Source organism: Exiguobacterium sp. Leaf187 (assembly GCF_001423925.1).
Lineage (GTDB): Bacteria > Bacillota > Bacilli > Exiguobacteriales > Exiguobacteriaceae > Exiguobacterium_A > Exiguobacterium_A indicum.
In genome coordinates, this window is the sequence record NZ_LMPR01000009.1 from 308,172 (window position 1) to 322,711 (window position 14,540).

Here is a 14,540-nt window from a genome sequence, read left to right on the forward strand (position 1 = left end):
TTTCTATCTGTAATTCATTTATCGGTCGTTACAATACATATTAAACAGGACCTTTTAACGATTTTTTTATAAAAGGTCGTAAGAAAAACCGTTTTTTCTAAAAAAAGGATTTATCAAGAATGATTCAGGGCACATAATAGTTAGAAAAAAATATAAGTTGAGGGAAGAGGGATTGAGATGGAAAGTGAAGTCGACCATCGAATCAAGGCAAGACATGTATATGAAAATGAATTACGAAGACACGCGGTCAGCACAAAAAAAGCCACATTTCGATTGATGACATGTCTACGTTGTCAATCGAAGATTCTGTTGAAACAGGGACATCAGGATAGCCATCAATGTGACGCGAATTAAAAAATCCCGCTCTTAGGAGCGAGATTGAACAAAGTGCTAGGTAGGAAAAGCAACGGCTAGAATGACAAAAACAATCATGAGCACTTGTTTTTCGGTCGTTCACGTTAGGATTTCATCGGCAACACATAGCGTAATAATAATTGTTGGATACAGGCAAGTAGCGTTCCGATTGTCAACGGAGTAAGAATCAAACCCATTCCGATGATAATCAGACCAGGCGCGTCGTCAATCTGACCAATATAGAAAAAGACGGGAAAGAGACATGCCGTTAAAATAGCAACGATATAAAAAGACAATTTCATCGATTGAATGGAAGCAGTGATGAGTGGAAAAGCCGGAGGAGCCATCGACATATATCGAAGGATTCGGAGCGCATGGAATAAAATCAAAAGAGTCGGGATGAAGATAAGGTATGCGGTCAATAGAACACTGTAGCCAGGTCGCTCGAGTAACAAGTTTTTCGTGATACCATGCCAGACAAGTGGGATACCAAGACCAGCTAAACCGAACAGACTGAAGATGATACCGAAGACGATAAAGCGTAAAAACCGGACTTGCCAGACGAAATGATTCACGATATCAACTCCTTTCGAGGCAACAAACGTTTCTTTTAGTATACTGCATCCCCCGAGAGGCTAGTAGAAAATTCAAGTGAAGAGGCAACCGCACTTCAAAATAGTGTCATTAAGATGAAATAGATTAAGGAAATGGAGGTCACGTGATGAAACGAGAGCAACATGTCACGCCACATTCTAAAGGTGGCTATCAAGTGAAAGCTGCTGGTGCGACTCGAGCAACAAAGCGATTTGCTACACAGAAAGAAGCGATTGCAGAAGGGCGTCGGATTGCGAAAAAACAGAAGACGGAGCTTGTCATTCATAACAAAGAAGGGCAGATTCGCGAAAAAGATTCCTACGGACACGATCCATTTCCACCACGAGGTTGAGCTATCATATACGACACGTTCTGAGCATCAGAACGTGTTTTTTAATGATTTTCGTGTCAAATGTTTTTGACATGAGGATGGAATTTCATTACAGTAGAGATGTAAAAAGAATTTGACACGTCGTGGAGGAATGGACATGAGAAACCACATTAAGGAGCGACGTCTAGCGGCAAAATTATCGCAACAAGAACTGGCTGACCGCTGTCAGGTCAGTCGGCAGACAATCAATGCGATTGAAAACAACAAGTATGATCCGACTTTACAATTAGCGTTTAATATCGCCAAAGTATTGCAGACACAAGTCGATCATCTGTTCATTTCAGAACAGGAGGAATGGGATGTCTAAGAAAAAAACGGGTTTATTTTTAGTAACGCTCGTGATAGTGGCGAGTCTTACCATCATTAGTATGATCATCGAAAACAACGTAACGTTCTTCTCGATTGTTCAATTGGCGATTTTGTTGATCATGTTCTTCTCGTATTTTACGTGGGCACGTTCAGGAGAAGACAGTCGACCGACACCGAATGATGAACTTGGAGAAAAGATTACGACGGAGAGTGGGCTCGTTAGCTACAAAATTCTGATCGTCCTGATTTTTGGATTCATCTGTCTCGATTACTTTTTGCATGAATCAGCGAATCTGTTATTGATCGTCTTGTTCGCGATCGGACTGACACTGTTGCCGATCATTGAATTCCTAAAGGCACGATCCTATCGATGAAAAGGAATGGCAGTCGATCTTCTGCAATGGATGTTAGATACATTACTGGGAGAGACGACTCGTGTAAAAGTGCAAGTGCCAATTAACAGCGATTTTTTATGGAGGAAGGGAATCACCGTGACAGAATTAGAGTACCGATTAAGGAAACATATTGCTGAGATGGATTTCGAGAAAGCAGCGAAACTATTTTTAGAGTTAACAAAAGAAGAGCAATTCAACATGATTCTTAGTGCAGGGTTTGATACGTTTCATCTCACGATATATGCCTTTATGAATTATTTACTCCAACACCACGAATCGAGCGAGATACATGATTTGACATCTTCATTGATGCTACATCCACTTTGCCATCTCGAGGGAGCTTGCGTAATCGCTTTATTCCATGCAAAAAAAGCAGTCGAACTAGATCCTGATAACATCGAATGGTACATCAATTTGTTGATGTTTGAAAAGCATCCCGATGCTTGGTTTGCGCAATCAGAAGTAGAAGAAGTCTACCGACGGATCAAAGAGTTAGAGTCGAAGAACCTAAAGTGAGATCTTTGACAGACCACTCACTCCGCAAAATCGAGTACATATACAAATCATCGAACTGACCACGTGTTTTCTCATATTGACGAAGCAACCCTTCCCGCTGGAATCCAAGCCGTTCAAGCAATTGGTGTGAAGCAGTATTTGCTGGTAAGACAAGTGCTTCGATACGATTTAAAGAGAGCTTCTCAAACCCATATGTGATGACTGCAAGTGCTGCTTCTTTCGCGATGCCTTGTCCCTGATAGGCAGGATTCAACTCAAAACCAAGTTCTGCCCGCTGATGGCGTGCCGACTGATTCAAGAATCCGCAACTGCCGATGATGACATCGTCTTCTTGTAACGCGATCCCGAACCGGATACCCGTGCCATCGCGACGAATCGAAGCGTACCAGTCAATCTCTTCAAGCGCGTCTGCTTCTGATTGAAAGGGGTCGAGCCCCATCTGTTTGACGACTTGTTCGTCTGATAAATAGGCGAGGACACTCGTAGCATCTTCGGGTAACACTTCGCGTAAGACGAGACGGTTCGTTTTAAGCGTTGGGAAAGTATGTAACATTCAAAAAAACTCCTTTGCAAGAAAATGTATAAAGCTGTTGTGCAGTCTTTAAGTCATATGGTAAGATTCTCCACAACAAGAGCATATCATTTCGTTGACGAGAAAGAGTAATGATTGTCCCTCTGCCTTACAGAAAACCGGGATTGCTGAGAGCCGGTAGCCAGATCAATCATGAAGATCCTCTCTGAGAAGTCACGCTGAACCATTCAGTAAGCGTGACCGGGTGTCCACCGTTACATGGAATGCGCATGATAGTGTGCAACTAAGTGCTGTCGAGAATAAGCATTCTCGGCGGAATATGGGTGGTATCGCGGTGAAGTCCGTCCCTGTCAAAGGGGGCGGACTTTTTTGTATTCTCTTAGTTACCGACAAAGGAGCGAACAAGAGATGACGTCACAAAATCAAGCAGAAACCGTACAACAACGCGAGGAGCGTGTCCGCAACAGATGGAAACAAGACCAAGTCTTCGCACGATCGATTGAACAACGCACGGAAGCGGAATTCGTATTCTACGAAGGACCGCCGACCGCGAACGGCTTACCCCACGTCGGTCATGCACTCGGACGAACCGTCAAGGATACCGTCGCCCGCTATAAGACGATGCAAGGATTCCGGGTCGAACGAAAAGCTGGCTGGGATACACATGGACTACCGGTCGAACTCGGGGTCGAGAAACAACTCGGCATCTCCGGCAAACAAGCGATCGAAGACTATGGTGTTGAAGCATTCATCGCACGCTGTAAGGAAAGTGTCTTCTCCTATGAAACACAGTGGCGTGCCTTCACGGAAAAACTCGGCTACTGGGTCGACATGGATGACCCTTACGTGACGATGGAGGACGAGTATATCGAAAGCGTCTGGCATATTCTCGGGACGATCCATGACAAAGGATGGTTGACGAAGGGACATCGTGTATCACCGTATTGTCCGAGCTGTCAGACGTCACTCAGTTCCCATGAAGTCGCGCAAGGCTATCAGGACGTGACGGACTTATCGGCGACGGTCAAACTCCCGATCGTCGGCATGGTACAGACATTTCTACTAGCGTGGACGACGACACCGTGGACGTTACCGGCAAACGTCGCGGTGGCGGTTCATCCGGAATTGACGTATGTCACAGTAGCGTTTAAAGGAGAGCGATTCATTGTCGCTAAAGCGTTAGTCGCTGAACTGTTCTCGGAATCCGTCGAGGTCGTATCCGAACAGCTCGGTGCGGAACTCGTCGGTTTGCGTTATGAACCACCGTTTGATTTCGTGACGCCAGAGAATGGTCATACGGTCGTCGGGGCGTCCTTCGTCCAAGCAACGAGCGGAACCGGACTTGTCCATCTTGCTCCAGCATACGGGGAAGAAGATTACCGGGTCGTCCGGGAAAACGGTCTGTCGTTCGTTAACGTCGTCGATGCTGCTGGGTGTTACACGGATGCCGTTCCACCACTCATTGGTCGATTCGTCAAGGAGTCAGACGTCGCGATCATCCAGCTGCTCGCTGAACGGGGACGCTTGTTTGCGAAAAAACGCTATACGCACAGCTATCCGCATTGTTGGCGATGTGACTCACCACTGCTCTATTACGCACAAGACAACTGGTTCATCGAGACGACGGCCGTCAAGGAACAACTCCTTGCGAACAATGCTTCTGTGACGTGGTACCCCGATCACGTCAAGGAAGGGCGGTTCGGAAAGTTCCTCGAGCAACTCGTCGACTGGAACATCAGTCGTAATCGCTACTGGGGTACACCACTGAACGTCTGGGAGTGTGAAGCGTGTGACACGACGTTCGTTCCAAAAAACAAGGCTGACTTGTTGCACCGGACGACGACATCGACGGAATCCGTCGAGTTGCATAAACCATACGTTGATGCGTTATCGGTCTCTTGTCCGACGTGTCAGGGAGTGATGCACCGGACACCCGAAGTCATCGATGTCTGGTTTGATAGCGGAGCGATGCCGTTCGCGCAACAGCATTATCCGTCACGGACGCAGACGCTTAACCGCTATCCAGCCGATGTCGTCATCGAAGGCATCGATCAGACGCGGGGCTGGTTCTACAGCTTGCAAGCGATCTCGACACTCTTCACGGGACAGCCTGCCTATAAGCGTGTCCTCGCACTCGGGCACGTCCTCGATGAGAACGGACAGAAGATGTCGAAGAGTCGTGGAAATGCCCTCGATCCGGTGGCATTAATCGAAGCATATGGTGCTGATAGCTTACGCTGGGCGCTACTCGTCGACAGCAGTCCGTGGAGTGCGAAACGGTTTGCTGAGCGGATCGTCCAAGAAGCAAAATCAAAACTAGTCGATACACTGGATCATGCCGTCCAGTTCTATCTGACGTATGCCAAGCTGGACGGATTTGATGGCTCACGTCCGCAAAAACGGACGCGTCTCGACGAATGGTTGCTCTCGCGTGTCCATCAGACGACGCAAGACGTGACGGATGCAATGGACGATTATCAATTGACTCAAGCAGCACGGAGTCTTGCGCAACTCGTCGATGAGATCAGTAACTGGTACATCCGCCGTTCGCGGGAACGTTTCTGGCAAGCTGACTGGTCGCAAGAGAAACAAGCCGCGTACAAGACGCTTCACTTCGCACTTTCGACGACGGCACGACTACTCGCTCCGTTCACGCCGTACCTTGCCGATGATGTCTATCAACGATTGACAGGAATGAGCGTGCATGTAGCGGATTATCCGGTTGCCGATCAATCGATGCTCCGACCTGATCTGGAATACGAAATGGCACAGGTTGTCTCTGTCGTCGAGTTAGGACGACAAGTACGTAATACGCACGCCTTAAAAGTCAAACAACCGCTTGCTAGCTTAGGCGTCCAATCGAGTGAATCCTTTTCGTGGGCGGACTATACGGCAATCATCCAAGAGGAACTGAATGTAAAAGACGTCCAAATCGTTCCGACGACGCAAGCGACGACACGGTTCCGTCTTAAACTGAACTTCCGCGCAGCCGGAGCGAAATTCGCACAGCAAGCGAACGCGATCCATCAATGGCTACAACAATTGTCTGCACAGGAGACTTCCGACTTGCTTGAGACAGGAAGATTAATCTATCAGACCGCTTCAGGCGATGAAGTCGAGGTGCGTCAAGCGGACGTCATCGTCGAACCAATCGTCCAGACGGGTTTTGCTGCTGCGACGAATGGTGGACTCACCGTGACGCTCGATACGCGGATCACGGAAGCACTGGAGCAGGAACGCTGGATGCGGGAGCTCGTCCGCTATATCCAGTCGGAACGAAAGGCACAAGCGTTATCGCGGGACGCCCGAATCGATCTCGTCTTGTCGGTCGATGCGACGTTCCAGCCGATCGTCGAGACGTTTGAGCCTTTGTTATTCAAACACCTTGCCTTATCGTCCGTGCGAACTGAACCGCTACAAGGAGCAGGGGATGTTCAGCTAGGGGGACACGATGTCGGTGTCTCGTTCACACCAACGAAAGAATATTGTTAAGGAGAAGATCATGATTGCATTAGAAACATTAAAAGGTCGACTCGTCGACGGTTTTTAGAGGTCCAAAAAGAAGAAGGATATGTTGCCCGAGAACGTTTCATCTTTAACCGAGGAGCGACGGTCGAACAGCTCGCGCTGTTACCTGCGTGGACGGCAGACGACTATCAGACGTTCTTACGTCAACATAACGGGGCGAAGCTGTTTCAGCAAGAATCGTTATCGCATAACGATGGATTCGAACTCTTTTCGATCGAGGATTGCCTGACGTATAGCGAGATTTGGGAATGTCCCGAAGACTTCTTAGCGATCGGCGCAGGACCAGACGGGGAGTGGATCGTCTATGAGATGAATCGACCGGCAGGAAATCGGATCTGGAGTGGGGAATTTCTTAATTTCGAGGAATGGGAAGAAGACGCAATGCCGTTCGGCTTCGAGCGATGGCTCGACTACTTGATCGTCGCGCAAGGCACACAATTTTGGGAGTGGTTCCGGTAAGAGAGGAAGAGGTTCAGTGGACATTCAATTAAAGACAGCGTCTCTTGCAGACGCTGCGAAGCTTCATACGCTTCAACTCGAGGCGTTTTCAGAGACGCTCGAGCGGTATCAAGATTTTGCAACGAATCCGGCGAACGAATCGATCGATCGTGTCATTCACCGGATCACGCATCCGAGCAGTACGTTTCATCAAATCATCGTCGACGATGTCGTCGTCGGCGGGATTTGTGTCGTTGCGAAAGCACCGAGTCGCTACGCGATCAGTCCGATGTTCTTAGATCCAGCCCGTCAAGGTGAAGGAATCGCCCAACGCGCATTACAGCTCGTTGAAGCAGCGTATCCGGCTGCAACGACATGGGAACTGCGGACGATTCGCGAAGAGACACGTAACTGTTATTTCTATGAGAAGATGGGTTACCGATTGACGGGTGTCAGTCAACCGCTCAATGAACGGGCGACACTCGTTTCCTATCAAAAATCAGTTTCGGAATGAGCGGGTTTTGTCGGAAGGAAGCACCACCACAGATTCGTTAATAGAGCGGCAAGGACGGCAAAATTAAACAGATAAAGGCAAAAGAAGAAGAAGAACTCGCCGATGTCCTCAAGGTTAGCTAACGGATTATCGACCAGGTATGATTCGTGACTAACGCCGAAGAGGAACAAAGGAAAGAAGACATAGAAGTATCGTTTCCAAAAGAATGTCGCACGACCTGTTTGAGACATAAGAGCACCTCCTGAAGGAATGGCACGCTTCTTCTGACCGGAAGAAGCGTGTGTTCGTTTACGATAGAGAGGGTGTACCGACGACTTCGACGTGACGCGTGACCGTATCAAACAGACGTGTCCGCGTATCGTTATGAGACAACAGCAACGGTTCACCGGTCTCGTCATAGATGAAGGCAATCGGAATAGAAAAACCACAGTTGCGGTACGAACCATCAGCATGACTCGTTCCGATCATGAGCGCTTGTTGCGCCTGACTGATACTACGTGCTTCACCGGACCACTCAACGTACTGTTCCTCGCTGAACATGCCGACGCCTATCGGGTTGAAAATGAGATCAAGTCCGGATTCCTCGCGTAGTCCGTCTTTTCCTAAGAAGATTTCGCGACAGAGGACGTATCCATAGCGGAATGACCCGTCATTTGCTGTTGATGGTGTATAAAGTGGTCCAGCTTCTGGTGTTTTTGCGCGATCAAGGAGAATCGTCCCGGTCGCATCGATGATGACAGCGCGATCGAGATTCGCTTCATCTTTGTAACCGAGGACGATTGCTGTTTCGAACTGCTTGGCAAGATGTTTCGCGCGATCGAGTTCCGTGACCTTACAATAGCCTTCTGGGTAGACAATCAGATCGACTTCAGGATAAGCGGCGATTTCACGTTCGAATTGTTCGAGTCCGGTCTCGCGTTTTGGTTGAGCGATTAATAATTTCATCAAAACATCCTCTCAGGTATAAATATATCTGAAAAATCAGACTTTCCATTCGTCATGATTTTACCATTAGTGGTAAAATAAAGCATATCGCTTTTTGATAAATTTTACTGCAAATGAAGGAAGGTCATCAGCATGAACATTTCAAAAACCATTCTTGTGACACGTCATCTACAAGCAATGAAAGATTTTTACATAAATCAGATCGGATTCCCGCTCGTCTCGGAAACGAACGATTCGTTTACGATGCAAATCGGTACCGATCAGCTGACATATCGACAGACGGACGATGTTGATACGCAATACCATATGGCGTTCAACATTCCGGAAAACGTCTTCCAACAAGGAAAAGCGTGGCTCGTAGAACGGACATCACTCTTGATCGAAGACGGACAGGACGAGATTTATTTTGACTTCACGGATTCGCATTCCTGCTATTTTTATGATCCAGATGAAAATGTCTTGGAACTGATCGCGCGGCATCAAATCAATCCATCTAAAGCAGAACTGACGTTTGATGTATCCGACATCCTCGGAATCGGTGAGATGAGTCTGACGGTGAAAGATGTGCTTGAAGTGGGTGAGCAGTTAGCGGAGATCGGCGTTCTCGAACGACGGGAACGTCCGCTCAATGGCGCGTCTCTCAACTTCCTCGGACCAGTCGCGGATGGAACGCATATCTTGCTCGTCCCAGAAGGTCGGACATGGTTGTTCTCACCGAAGACGGCGAAGGTCAGTCCGATCGAGATGGAACTCGACGGCAGACATCGGGTCCGGCTTGATGCAGCGGGCGTATGGCATCAAAGTGCCGTTTCTTCATAATTCATTATTCTAAAAAGTGAGGGAAGTAAGATGAATAAAGCGGTGAATGCGAGTATCGCGTTCGGATTATTGTTGTTCGTATGTGGTTTCTTTTTTCTGTTTGGCTATTTGGCCCGGTCGATGCCGATTCAGCAAGGCGGTGACCCGATCATCTTACCGGTCGCAGCACTCCTCGTTCTCCTACCGTTCGTCATCCGAGAAGGCATGCGCGTTTTGACGTATGTTACGTTGACACGACGACAGGTCGGCGTACTCATCTTATTTGCAATCAGTGGAATCATACTAAGTAGTTGGATTGAGGTGCAACAGAATGTTGCCGTAATCAATTTCCGTGCCCTCTTTACGATTCATACGTACGTACTGTTCGTTTCAGGCATCATCTTGTTGTGTCTCCTATTGACGGGACTCAAACGGATGCGCGTCCGAACGAGAGTGATTTAAATGGAAAAGGACTGAATGACATGGGATACATCACAGAATTACGCAAACTCGTCGGCACACGACCGCTCGTCATGGCAGGGGCATGCGTCATCGTCGTCAACGATAAACAAGAAGTCTTATTACAACTTCGGCAAGATAACGGATGCTGGGGACTCGCTGGTGGAGCGCTTGAGATCGGGGAGACGCTCGTAGAGACAGCAAAACGAGAATTAAGGGAAGAGACCGGTCTTGAAGCAGAGCATCTCGAATTATTGAACGTCTATTCGGGTGATGCGTTTTACTATAAGTATCCGCATGGGGATGAAGTCTATAATGTGATCTCGGCATTTCTGTGTACGGCGTATACCGGTGAAATCGTTCGGGATCCGTCAGAAGTCGCGGAATTACGCTTTTTCGCTATCGATCAGCTACCAGAAAACCTCAATCCACCGGAACGACCGATCTTGATGGAGTATGTTCAAAAACAACAGACAGCGCATCACGTCTCCATTTGAAGCAAAGGATAAAAAAACAAAAAATCTTGAATGAACTGTTCATTCAAGATTTTTTGTTGCACTGGGACGCGTTTCAGCCTGTAGCATCAAGAGGACACGAAAAGGGGGAAACGCGATGCGATGCTTTGCGATTGATTTAGATGGAACGTTATTGAATAAGGAACACAGAATTTCGGCGGGAAATCAGACAGCCATCAAGAAACGGCAGGATAAAGGAGATATCGTCATTATCGTCACCGGGCGAGCTGCCTTTGATGCGCGACGGATTCTAGCGCAACACGGACTGGATTGTCCGGTCATTGGTGCGAACGGGGCAGAAGTCGAGGTAGGACAAGGTAGACGGTATTTTTTGAACCGTTCCAGTAGTCGAACGATTTGGGAGATCGTACGATTTACAAACGTATTCATACATATTTATCTACAAGACAACATCCTGTTACCGCAGTTTTCGCTTGCTGCTCTTCAAGGCGGAGATCGTGCGTTTCAAGAAGCGATTCAGGCTCAATTAACGCAATACGGTGTTGAGGAAGTTGACGAAATCGCAATCGATCAACTGGACGTCATCAAATTCATGTTCGTCTCACCTGACAGATGGCAGCTCGAACACCTCGAGCAACAACTCCTTCAGCTGAAGATCTGTTCCGTGACACGTTCAGGTGCCTATAACTTAGAAGTCATGGCAAACGGCGTGACAAAAGGGACTGCCCTTCAAGACATCGCGAGAGCGTACGGGATGACAGCCGAGGACATCATTGCGATCGGTGATAATCAAAACGATCTACCGATGTTTGAAGTGGCGGGAACATCGATTGCCATGGGAAACGCTGAAGCATCTGTCAAAAGCAGAGCGACATACCTCACCAGTGATCATGACGAGGACGGTGTAGCGAAGGCATTAAACGGCTTAGAACGATGGGAACAAACGAAGGAGGAACAGTATGGCGAACATCTCGGATATCGCTAAACAAGCGGGTGTCTCGAAGTCGACGGTATCCCGTGTCTTAAACGGTCATAAGCATGTCTCAAAAGAAAAGCGGCGGATCATCTTAGACGTGATGGAGCGACTGGAGTATAGTCCGAACGGAAATGCGATCAACCTCTCACGCGGTAAGACGAATACGATTGGTGTCCTCGTGCCGCGTGTGGGTCATCCGTTTTTTCATCAATTACTCGAGGGGATTGGTCAGGTGTGCATGGAACGAAACCACACACTCCTTGTCATCCAGACGGAACACGATCCAGCAAAAGAAGAAGCGAGTATGCAATACCTTCGCGATAAGCGGATTGACGGATTGATCATTGGCGCCATCAGTCAGCCGCAGTTACTTGAAACGATGCGGACGGTTGGACCAGTCGTTGCCTGCGAAGACCATCAGGATATCGTGCCGTCGCTCTTTTTTAATCATGGAAAAGCGATCACAATGTTGCTGCAACATGTAGAAGAACGAGGAGCAAAAACAGTCGGTCTCTGTCTTGGAAATCCAGATAGCGGAGTCGGAAGAGTCAGACGGGAGGCGTTCGACCAATATCTCAAGACGTCTACGCTCTGCCATGGAATTCAATGGTACGCGGATCGGTGCTATTCTTTCGAAGACGGACAAGCACTAGCAGGTCAACTTCTAACGATAGACTTGCCAGACGCCATCATCGTCGGCAATGACGAAGTCGCAGCGGGTCTTATCGATCAATTTCGCAAGGATGGCATTCGGGTGCCAGAGGATATCGCCATTACGGGATTTGATGATGTACCAATTGCCAGAGCGCTTGAAATAACAACGATCCGACAACCGGTTGTAATGCTTGGCAGACTGGCAGCAGAACAATTATTGAGTGACGCGCTGAATCAGAGTGAAAGCGCTAGTTCTTTACTGGAACCTTCTTTGATGATTCGACAAACGACATAAGAGACTGGGGGTTATACAGATGAATAAGGAAAAAACCGGTGCGACCGCTACCGTGATGACGATCTCTGACGAACGAGTCCGTAAGTACTTTCAAGCATCGATTGAAAAACAACGGATCACTCAGGAATTTCGCATGCTCGAAGAACTTGAGCGGACGACCATCCCGACACCAAACGTATATGCCGTTGAATTAGAAGATTCGCCTTTCATTGAGATGCAGCGGGTCGACGGCAGCGAATTGTTAGAGTTGTTCGAACCGGAGCGAATAACAGATTTTCTTAACGCCTTCGCGACATTACATCAACGGATTCATCAGCAACAATCGCGTGTAGCTCCTGAATGGTACGATGTCACCGAGCACAAAATACGTAATCTATCACTAGAGTTACGCTTGAAGGCGGAACGATTACTCCAAACACTTTCCGTTCCGCAACAGCAAGGATTGCTCCACGGGGACTTCCATTTCCAGAACATCCTCGTGACAGCAGATGAAACGTTCGTCGTCATTGATTGGCATGATGCGACGACAGGTCCACCGATCGCGGATGTCGCGCGGACGTTGCTCTTACTGCGGGCAGCGGGTGGAACAGCAGTGCTGGACGAGATGCGACGATACGTCTGTCGCGAATATCTTGACCGTTATCAAGCTGTTTCGTCCATTCAGCTATCGAATCTTTCAGACTGGTTACGACTCATGGCCATTCTTAGGACGCTTGAGCAAATCCCGAGTTCAGAACAAAGGCAGTTAAAGGAATTGATCAGTCATCCAGACCTAGGCGCTTATTTTTTTAATACTTAAAGTATATACAAGTAGGAGGAACACCATTCATGAGAACCATCCTCTCGATCCAAGGCGGCATGGCATCAGGGAAGACGACATTAGCGCGAGCGCTTGAAGACGCTTACCCGGAGTTGCATGTCTATTATGAAAATCCATATCCGATCGTTCAAAAACGAAAAGAGCTCGGATTAGACATCCATACCGAAGACGGATTCGTTGAGAATCAGCGCATGTTCATTCAAGCGGAAATCGAACGATTTCGCCACTTTCCAGATGGACACATCATATTAGATCGTGGTCCGGAAGATCTTGAATTCTACACGCTTCATTATCCACAGATACATGGGCATGACTGGGATATGGAATCTCGTTTAAAGACGGAACTTGAAGCATTAAGAGAATGTCGATCCGACCAGATTATTTATTTACAGGCATTAGACCATCTCTTACGAGAGCGGCGCGACGCTGATCAAGAAAGAACTCGTCAATCTTTTGAACAGCATCAACCGCTTTGGGCGCTCGAAGAGAAATGGTATGAACAATTTTCGGTATATCCGATTGATACGACAGCAAAAACGTCGGAACAAGTCCGACAAGCAGCGATGCAGTTACTTGCGTTTGGAAAATTCATATAAAAAAATTTGTTCACTAGGTAAAATCATCTTGGCGCTGCTCAAGATGGTTTTTTCGCTTTCCTGAAGCCGGTTGTTGTAAAATGAACTAACGACAGAGTTGATAAAGGGGCGAACCGACATGGGGAAGCGATCCATTCAAGATGCAGCCTTTCTAGGGAAGAAGAAGCAGGTCATGCGCTGTATCGAACGAGGGGATGATCTGAATGAGTGGGATGAAGAAGGGTTCGCGGCACTACACTGGGCAATCCAGGAAGGACACATCGCGATCGTCGCATTGTTGCTCGACCACGGAGCAGACATCAATCTACCCAATCAAGATGGAATGACGCCGCTACACATCGCATTGTATGACCGGAAATCTGAGATTGCTTTATTATTAATGAAGCGCGGCGCCTATTTAGATTTAACAGGTGATGGATTTACAGCACTACATCTAATATCAGGTCGGTCTGGCAATAAAAAAATCCTGCGTCAATTGGCTCAGGATATGGAATTATTACACGAACGAACTGAAGAGGGTGAGGGAATGACGCCTCTACACATTGCTGCTCAGGCAGGGAAGGCAAAAAAAGTCACCTTATTGCTTGAAGCGGGAGCGGAAATCGAGGCAGAGGGACCAGAGGGCATCACACCACTGTATTTAGCGGTTGAAAATAATCATCCGAAAGCCGTTAAGTCGTTACTCAAAGCAGGAGCAGATCATGAGATGAGCCCATCAGAGGACGGGGAGACGGTATTGACGCTAGCTAGCGCGAAGGGATACGAACGTATCGTCCGCATATTACTTTCTTATGGAGCAAATCCGCTTCACCGCGACGCTGCAGGGAGTTCCGCACGCGATCTAGCTCTTGCGAACGAGCATCATCAAATTGCGGAGATTTTACGACAAAAAGAGATTGATGCGTTGTCATGATATGAGCAAAAAAAGTGATCCAACGCAGAAGACCGAT

19 protein-coding genes and 1 other annotated feature are annotated in these 14,540 nt (G+C 47.8%); of the genes, 15 read left to right on the plus strand and 4 right to left on the minus strand.

Annotated features, from left to right (window positions below):
• Positions 1-458: 458 nt before the first annotated feature.
• Positions 459-929, minus strand: a complete 471-nt coding sequence (locus tag ASF99_RS05495; protein WP_055967505.1) for a DUF2975 domain-containing protein — start codon at positions 927-929, stop codon at positions 459-461.
• 146 nt (positions 930-1,075) lie between these two features.
• Between ASF99_RS05495 and ASF99_RS05500 the strand changes: the two genes are divergently transcribed.
• From ASF99_RS05500 to ASF99_RS05515, 4 genes are all read left to right on the plus strand, one after another.
• Complete coding sequence (locus tag ASF99_RS05500; protein WP_055967507.1) at positions 1,076-1,300, plus strand: DUF2188 domain-containing protein; 225 nt, start codon at positions 1,076-1,078, stop codon at positions 1,298-1,300.
• 136 nt (positions 1,301-1,436) lie between these two features.
• Positions 1,437-1,646, plus strand: a complete 210-nt coding sequence (locus ASF99_RS05505; protein ID WP_023468028.1) for a helix-turn-helix transcriptional regulator — start codon at positions 1,437-1,439, stop codon at positions 1,644-1,646.
• Positions 1,639-2,022 carry a hypothetical protein gene (locus ASF99_RS05510; protein ID WP_035397856.1) on the plus strand — a complete coding sequence of 128 codons (384 nt, stop codon included), beginning with the start codon at positions 1,639-1,641 and terminating at the stop codon, positions 2,020-2,022. Before ASF99_RS05505 ends, ASF99_RS05510 begins: the two co-directional genes overlap by 8 nt.
• Positions 2,023-2,139: 117 nt before the next feature.
• The gene (locus ASF99_RS05515; protein ID WP_055967510.1) at positions 2,140-2,559 is read left to right on the plus strand and encodes a hypothetical protein; all 420 of its coding nucleotides are present in this window, start codon (positions 2,140-2,142) and stop codon (positions 2,557-2,559) included.
• On the opposite strand, the gene ASF99_RS05520 is transcribed toward ASF99_RS05515, so the two are convergent.
• Positions 2,528-3,112 carry a GNAT family N-acetyltransferase gene (locus ASF99_RS05520; RefSeq protein ID WP_055967513.1) on the minus strand — a complete coding sequence of 195 codons (585 nt, stop codon included), beginning with the start codon at positions 3,110-3,112 and terminating at the stop codon, positions 2,528-2,530. The two genes, ASF99_RS05515 and ASF99_RS05520, sit on opposite strands and share 32 nt — an antisense overlap.
• Before the next feature lie 85 nt (positions 3,113-3,197).
• Positions 3,198-3,443, plus strand: a binding site (T-box leader).
• A gap of 56 nt (positions 3,444-3,499) precedes the next feature.
• On the opposite strand from ASF99_RS05520, the gene ileS reads away from it, so the two are divergent.
• From ileS to ASF99_RS05535, 3 genes are all read left to right on the plus strand, one after another.
• On the plus strand, positions 3,500-6,583 hold the full coding sequence (gene ileS / locus ASF99_RS05525; RefSeq protein ID WP_055967516.1) for an isoleucine--tRNA ligase: 3,084 nt from the start codon (positions 3,500-3,502) through the stop codon (positions 6,581-6,583).
• A gap of 345 nt (positions 6,584-6,928) precedes the next feature.
• Entirely contained in the window at positions 6,929-7,078 is a 150-nt protein-coding gene (locus ASF99_RS17570) for a hypothetical protein (protein ID WP_235515870.1), read from the plus strand.
• A gap of 16 nt (positions 7,079-7,094) precedes the next feature.
• Positions 7,095-7,571: a GNAT family N-acetyltransferase gene (locus ASF99_RS05535; RefSeq protein ID WP_023468033.1), complete on the plus strand. Its 477-nt coding sequence runs from the start codon at positions 7,095-7,097 to the stop codon at positions 7,569-7,571.
• On the opposite strand, the gene ASF99_RS05540 is transcribed toward ASF99_RS05535, so the two are convergent.
• Both ASF99_RS05540 and ASF99_RS05545 read right to left on the minus strand, forming a co-directional pair.
• Entirely contained in the window at positions 7,550-7,801 is a 252-nt protein-coding gene (locus ASF99_RS05540; RefSeq protein WP_023468034.1) for a hypothetical protein, read from the minus strand. The two genes, ASF99_RS05535 and ASF99_RS05540, sit on opposite strands and share 22 nt — an antisense overlap.
• 58 nt (positions 7,802-7,859) lie before the next feature.
• Positions 7,860-8,516: a hypothetical protein gene (locus ASF99_RS05545; protein ID WP_023468035.1), complete on the minus strand. Its 657-nt coding sequence runs from the start codon at positions 8,514-8,516 to the stop codon at positions 7,860-7,862.
• Between the two features lie 132 nt (positions 8,517-8,648).
• Between ASF99_RS05545 and ASF99_RS05550 the strand changes: the two genes are divergently transcribed.
• The 8 genes from ASF99_RS05550 (at position 8,649) to ASF99_RS05585 (ending at position 14,503) form a co-directional block, all read left to right on the plus strand.
• Positions 8,649-9,335: a glyoxalase gene (locus ASF99_RS05550; RefSeq protein ID WP_023468036.1), complete on the plus strand. Its 687-nt coding sequence runs from the start codon at positions 8,649-8,651 to the stop codon at positions 9,333-9,335.
• Positions 9,336-9,365: 30 nt separating this feature from the next.
• Complete coding sequence (locus ASF99_RS05555; protein WP_055967518.1) at positions 9,366-9,776, plus strand: hypothetical protein; 411 nt, start codon at positions 9,366-9,368, stop codon at positions 9,774-9,776.
• 20 nt (positions 9,777-9,796) lie between these two features.
• A complete protein-coding gene (locus tag ASF99_RS05560) occupies positions 9,797-10,270 on the plus strand; it encodes an NUDIX hydrolase (protein ID WP_023468038.1) in 474 nt (157 codons plus the stop codon).
• 115 nt (positions 10,271-10,385) lie between these two features.
• Complete coding sequence (locus ASF99_RS05565) at positions 10,386-11,234, plus strand: Cof-type HAD-IIB family hydrolase (protein WP_052017155.1); 849 nt, start codon at positions 10,386-10,388, stop codon at positions 11,232-11,234.
• Complete coding sequence (locus ASF99_RS05570) at positions 11,209-12,174, plus strand: LacI family DNA-binding transcriptional regulator (RefSeq protein ID WP_055967520.1); 966 nt, start codon at positions 11,209-11,211, stop codon at positions 12,172-12,174. Before ASF99_RS05565 ends, ASF99_RS05570 begins: the two co-directional genes overlap by 26 nt.
• 19 nt (positions 12,175-12,193) lie before the next feature.
• Positions 12,194-12,973: a phosphotransferase family protein gene (locus ASF99_RS05575; protein ID WP_055967524.1), complete on the plus strand. Its 780-nt coding sequence runs from the start codon at positions 12,194-12,196 to the stop codon at positions 12,971-12,973.
• 29 nt (positions 12,974-13,002) lie between these two features.
• Positions 13,003-13,590, plus strand: a complete 588-nt coding sequence (locus ASF99_RS05580; protein ID WP_055967527.1) for an AAA family ATPase — start codon at positions 13,003-13,005, stop codon at positions 13,588-13,590.
• 118 nt (positions 13,591-13,708) lie between these two features.
• Positions 13,709-14,503, plus strand: a complete 795-nt coding sequence (locus ASF99_RS05585; RefSeq protein WP_055967530.1) for an ankyrin repeat domain-containing protein — start codon at positions 13,709-13,711, stop codon at positions 14,501-14,503.
• Positions 14,504-14,540 lie beyond the last annotated feature (37 nt).

What these genes read in the sequence shown, in the direction of transcription:
- ASF99_RS05585 (WP_055967530.1), top strand. Translation starts at nt 13,709, where the DNA reads ATGGGGAAGCGATCCATTCAAGATGCAGCCTTTCTAGGGAAGAAGAAG.
- ASF99_RS05550 (WP_023468036.1), top strand. Translation starts at nt 8,649, where the DNA reads ATGAACATTTCAAAAACCATTCTTGTGACACGTCATCTACAAGCAATG.
- ASF99_RS05510 (WP_035397856.1), top strand. Translation starts at nt 1,639, where the DNA reads ATGTCTAAGAAAAAAACGGGTTTATTTTTAGTAACGCTCGTGATAGTG.
- ASF99_RS05560 (WP_023468038.1), top strand. Translation starts at nt 9,797, where the DNA reads ATGGGATACATCACAGAATTACGCAAACTCGTCGGCACACGACCGCTC.
- ASF99_RS05575 (WP_055967524.1), top strand. Translation starts at nt 12,194, where the DNA reads ATGAATAAGGAAAAAACCGGTGCGACCGCTACCGTGATGACGATCTCT.
- ASF99_RS05500 (WP_055967507.1), top strand. Translation starts at nt 1,076, where the DNA reads ATGAAACGAGAGCAACATGTCACGCCACATTCTAAAGGTGGCTATCAA.
- ASF99_RS05540 (WP_023468034.1), bottom strand. Translation starts at nt 7,801, where the DNA reads ATGTCTCAAACAGGTCGTGCGACATTCTTTTGGAAACGATACTTCTAT.
- ASF99_RS05570 (WP_055967520.1), top strand. Translation starts at nt 11,209, where the DNA reads ATGGCGAACATCTCGGATATCGCTAAACAAGCGGGTGTCTCGAAGTCG.
- ASF99_RS05555 (WP_055967518.1), top strand. Translation starts at nt 9,366, where the DNA reads ATGAATAAAGCGGTGAATGCGAGTATCGCGTTCGGATTATTGTTGTTC.
- ASF99_RS05520 (WP_055967513.1), bottom strand. Translation starts at nt 3,112, where the DNA reads ATGTTACATACTTTCCCAACGCTTAAAACGAACCGTCTCGTCTTACGC.
- ASF99_RS05545 (WP_023468035.1), bottom strand. Translation starts at nt 8,516, where the DNA reads ATGAAATTATTAATCGCTCAACCAAAACGCGAGACCGGACTCGAACAA.
- ASF99_RS05505 (WP_023468028.1), top strand. Translation starts at nt 1,437, where the DNA reads ATGAGAAACCACATTAAGGAGCGACGTCTAGCGGCAAAATTATCGCAA.
- ileS (WP_055967516.1), top strand. Translation starts at nt 3,500, where the DNA reads ATGACGTCACAAAATCAAGCAGAAACCGTACAACAACGCGAGGAGCGT.
- ASF99_RS05580 (WP_055967527.1), top strand. Translation starts at nt 13,003, where the DNA reads ATGAGAACCATCCTCTCGATCCAAGGCGGCATGGCATCAGGGAAGACG.
- ASF99_RS17570 (WP_235515870.1), top strand. Translation starts at nt 6,929, where the DNA reads ATGAATCGACCGGCAGGAAATCGGATCTGGAGTGGGGAATTTCTTAAT.
- ASF99_RS05565 (WP_052017155.1), top strand. Translation starts at nt 10,386, where the DNA reads ATGCGATGCTTTGCGATTGATTTAGATGGAACGTTATTGAATAAGGAA.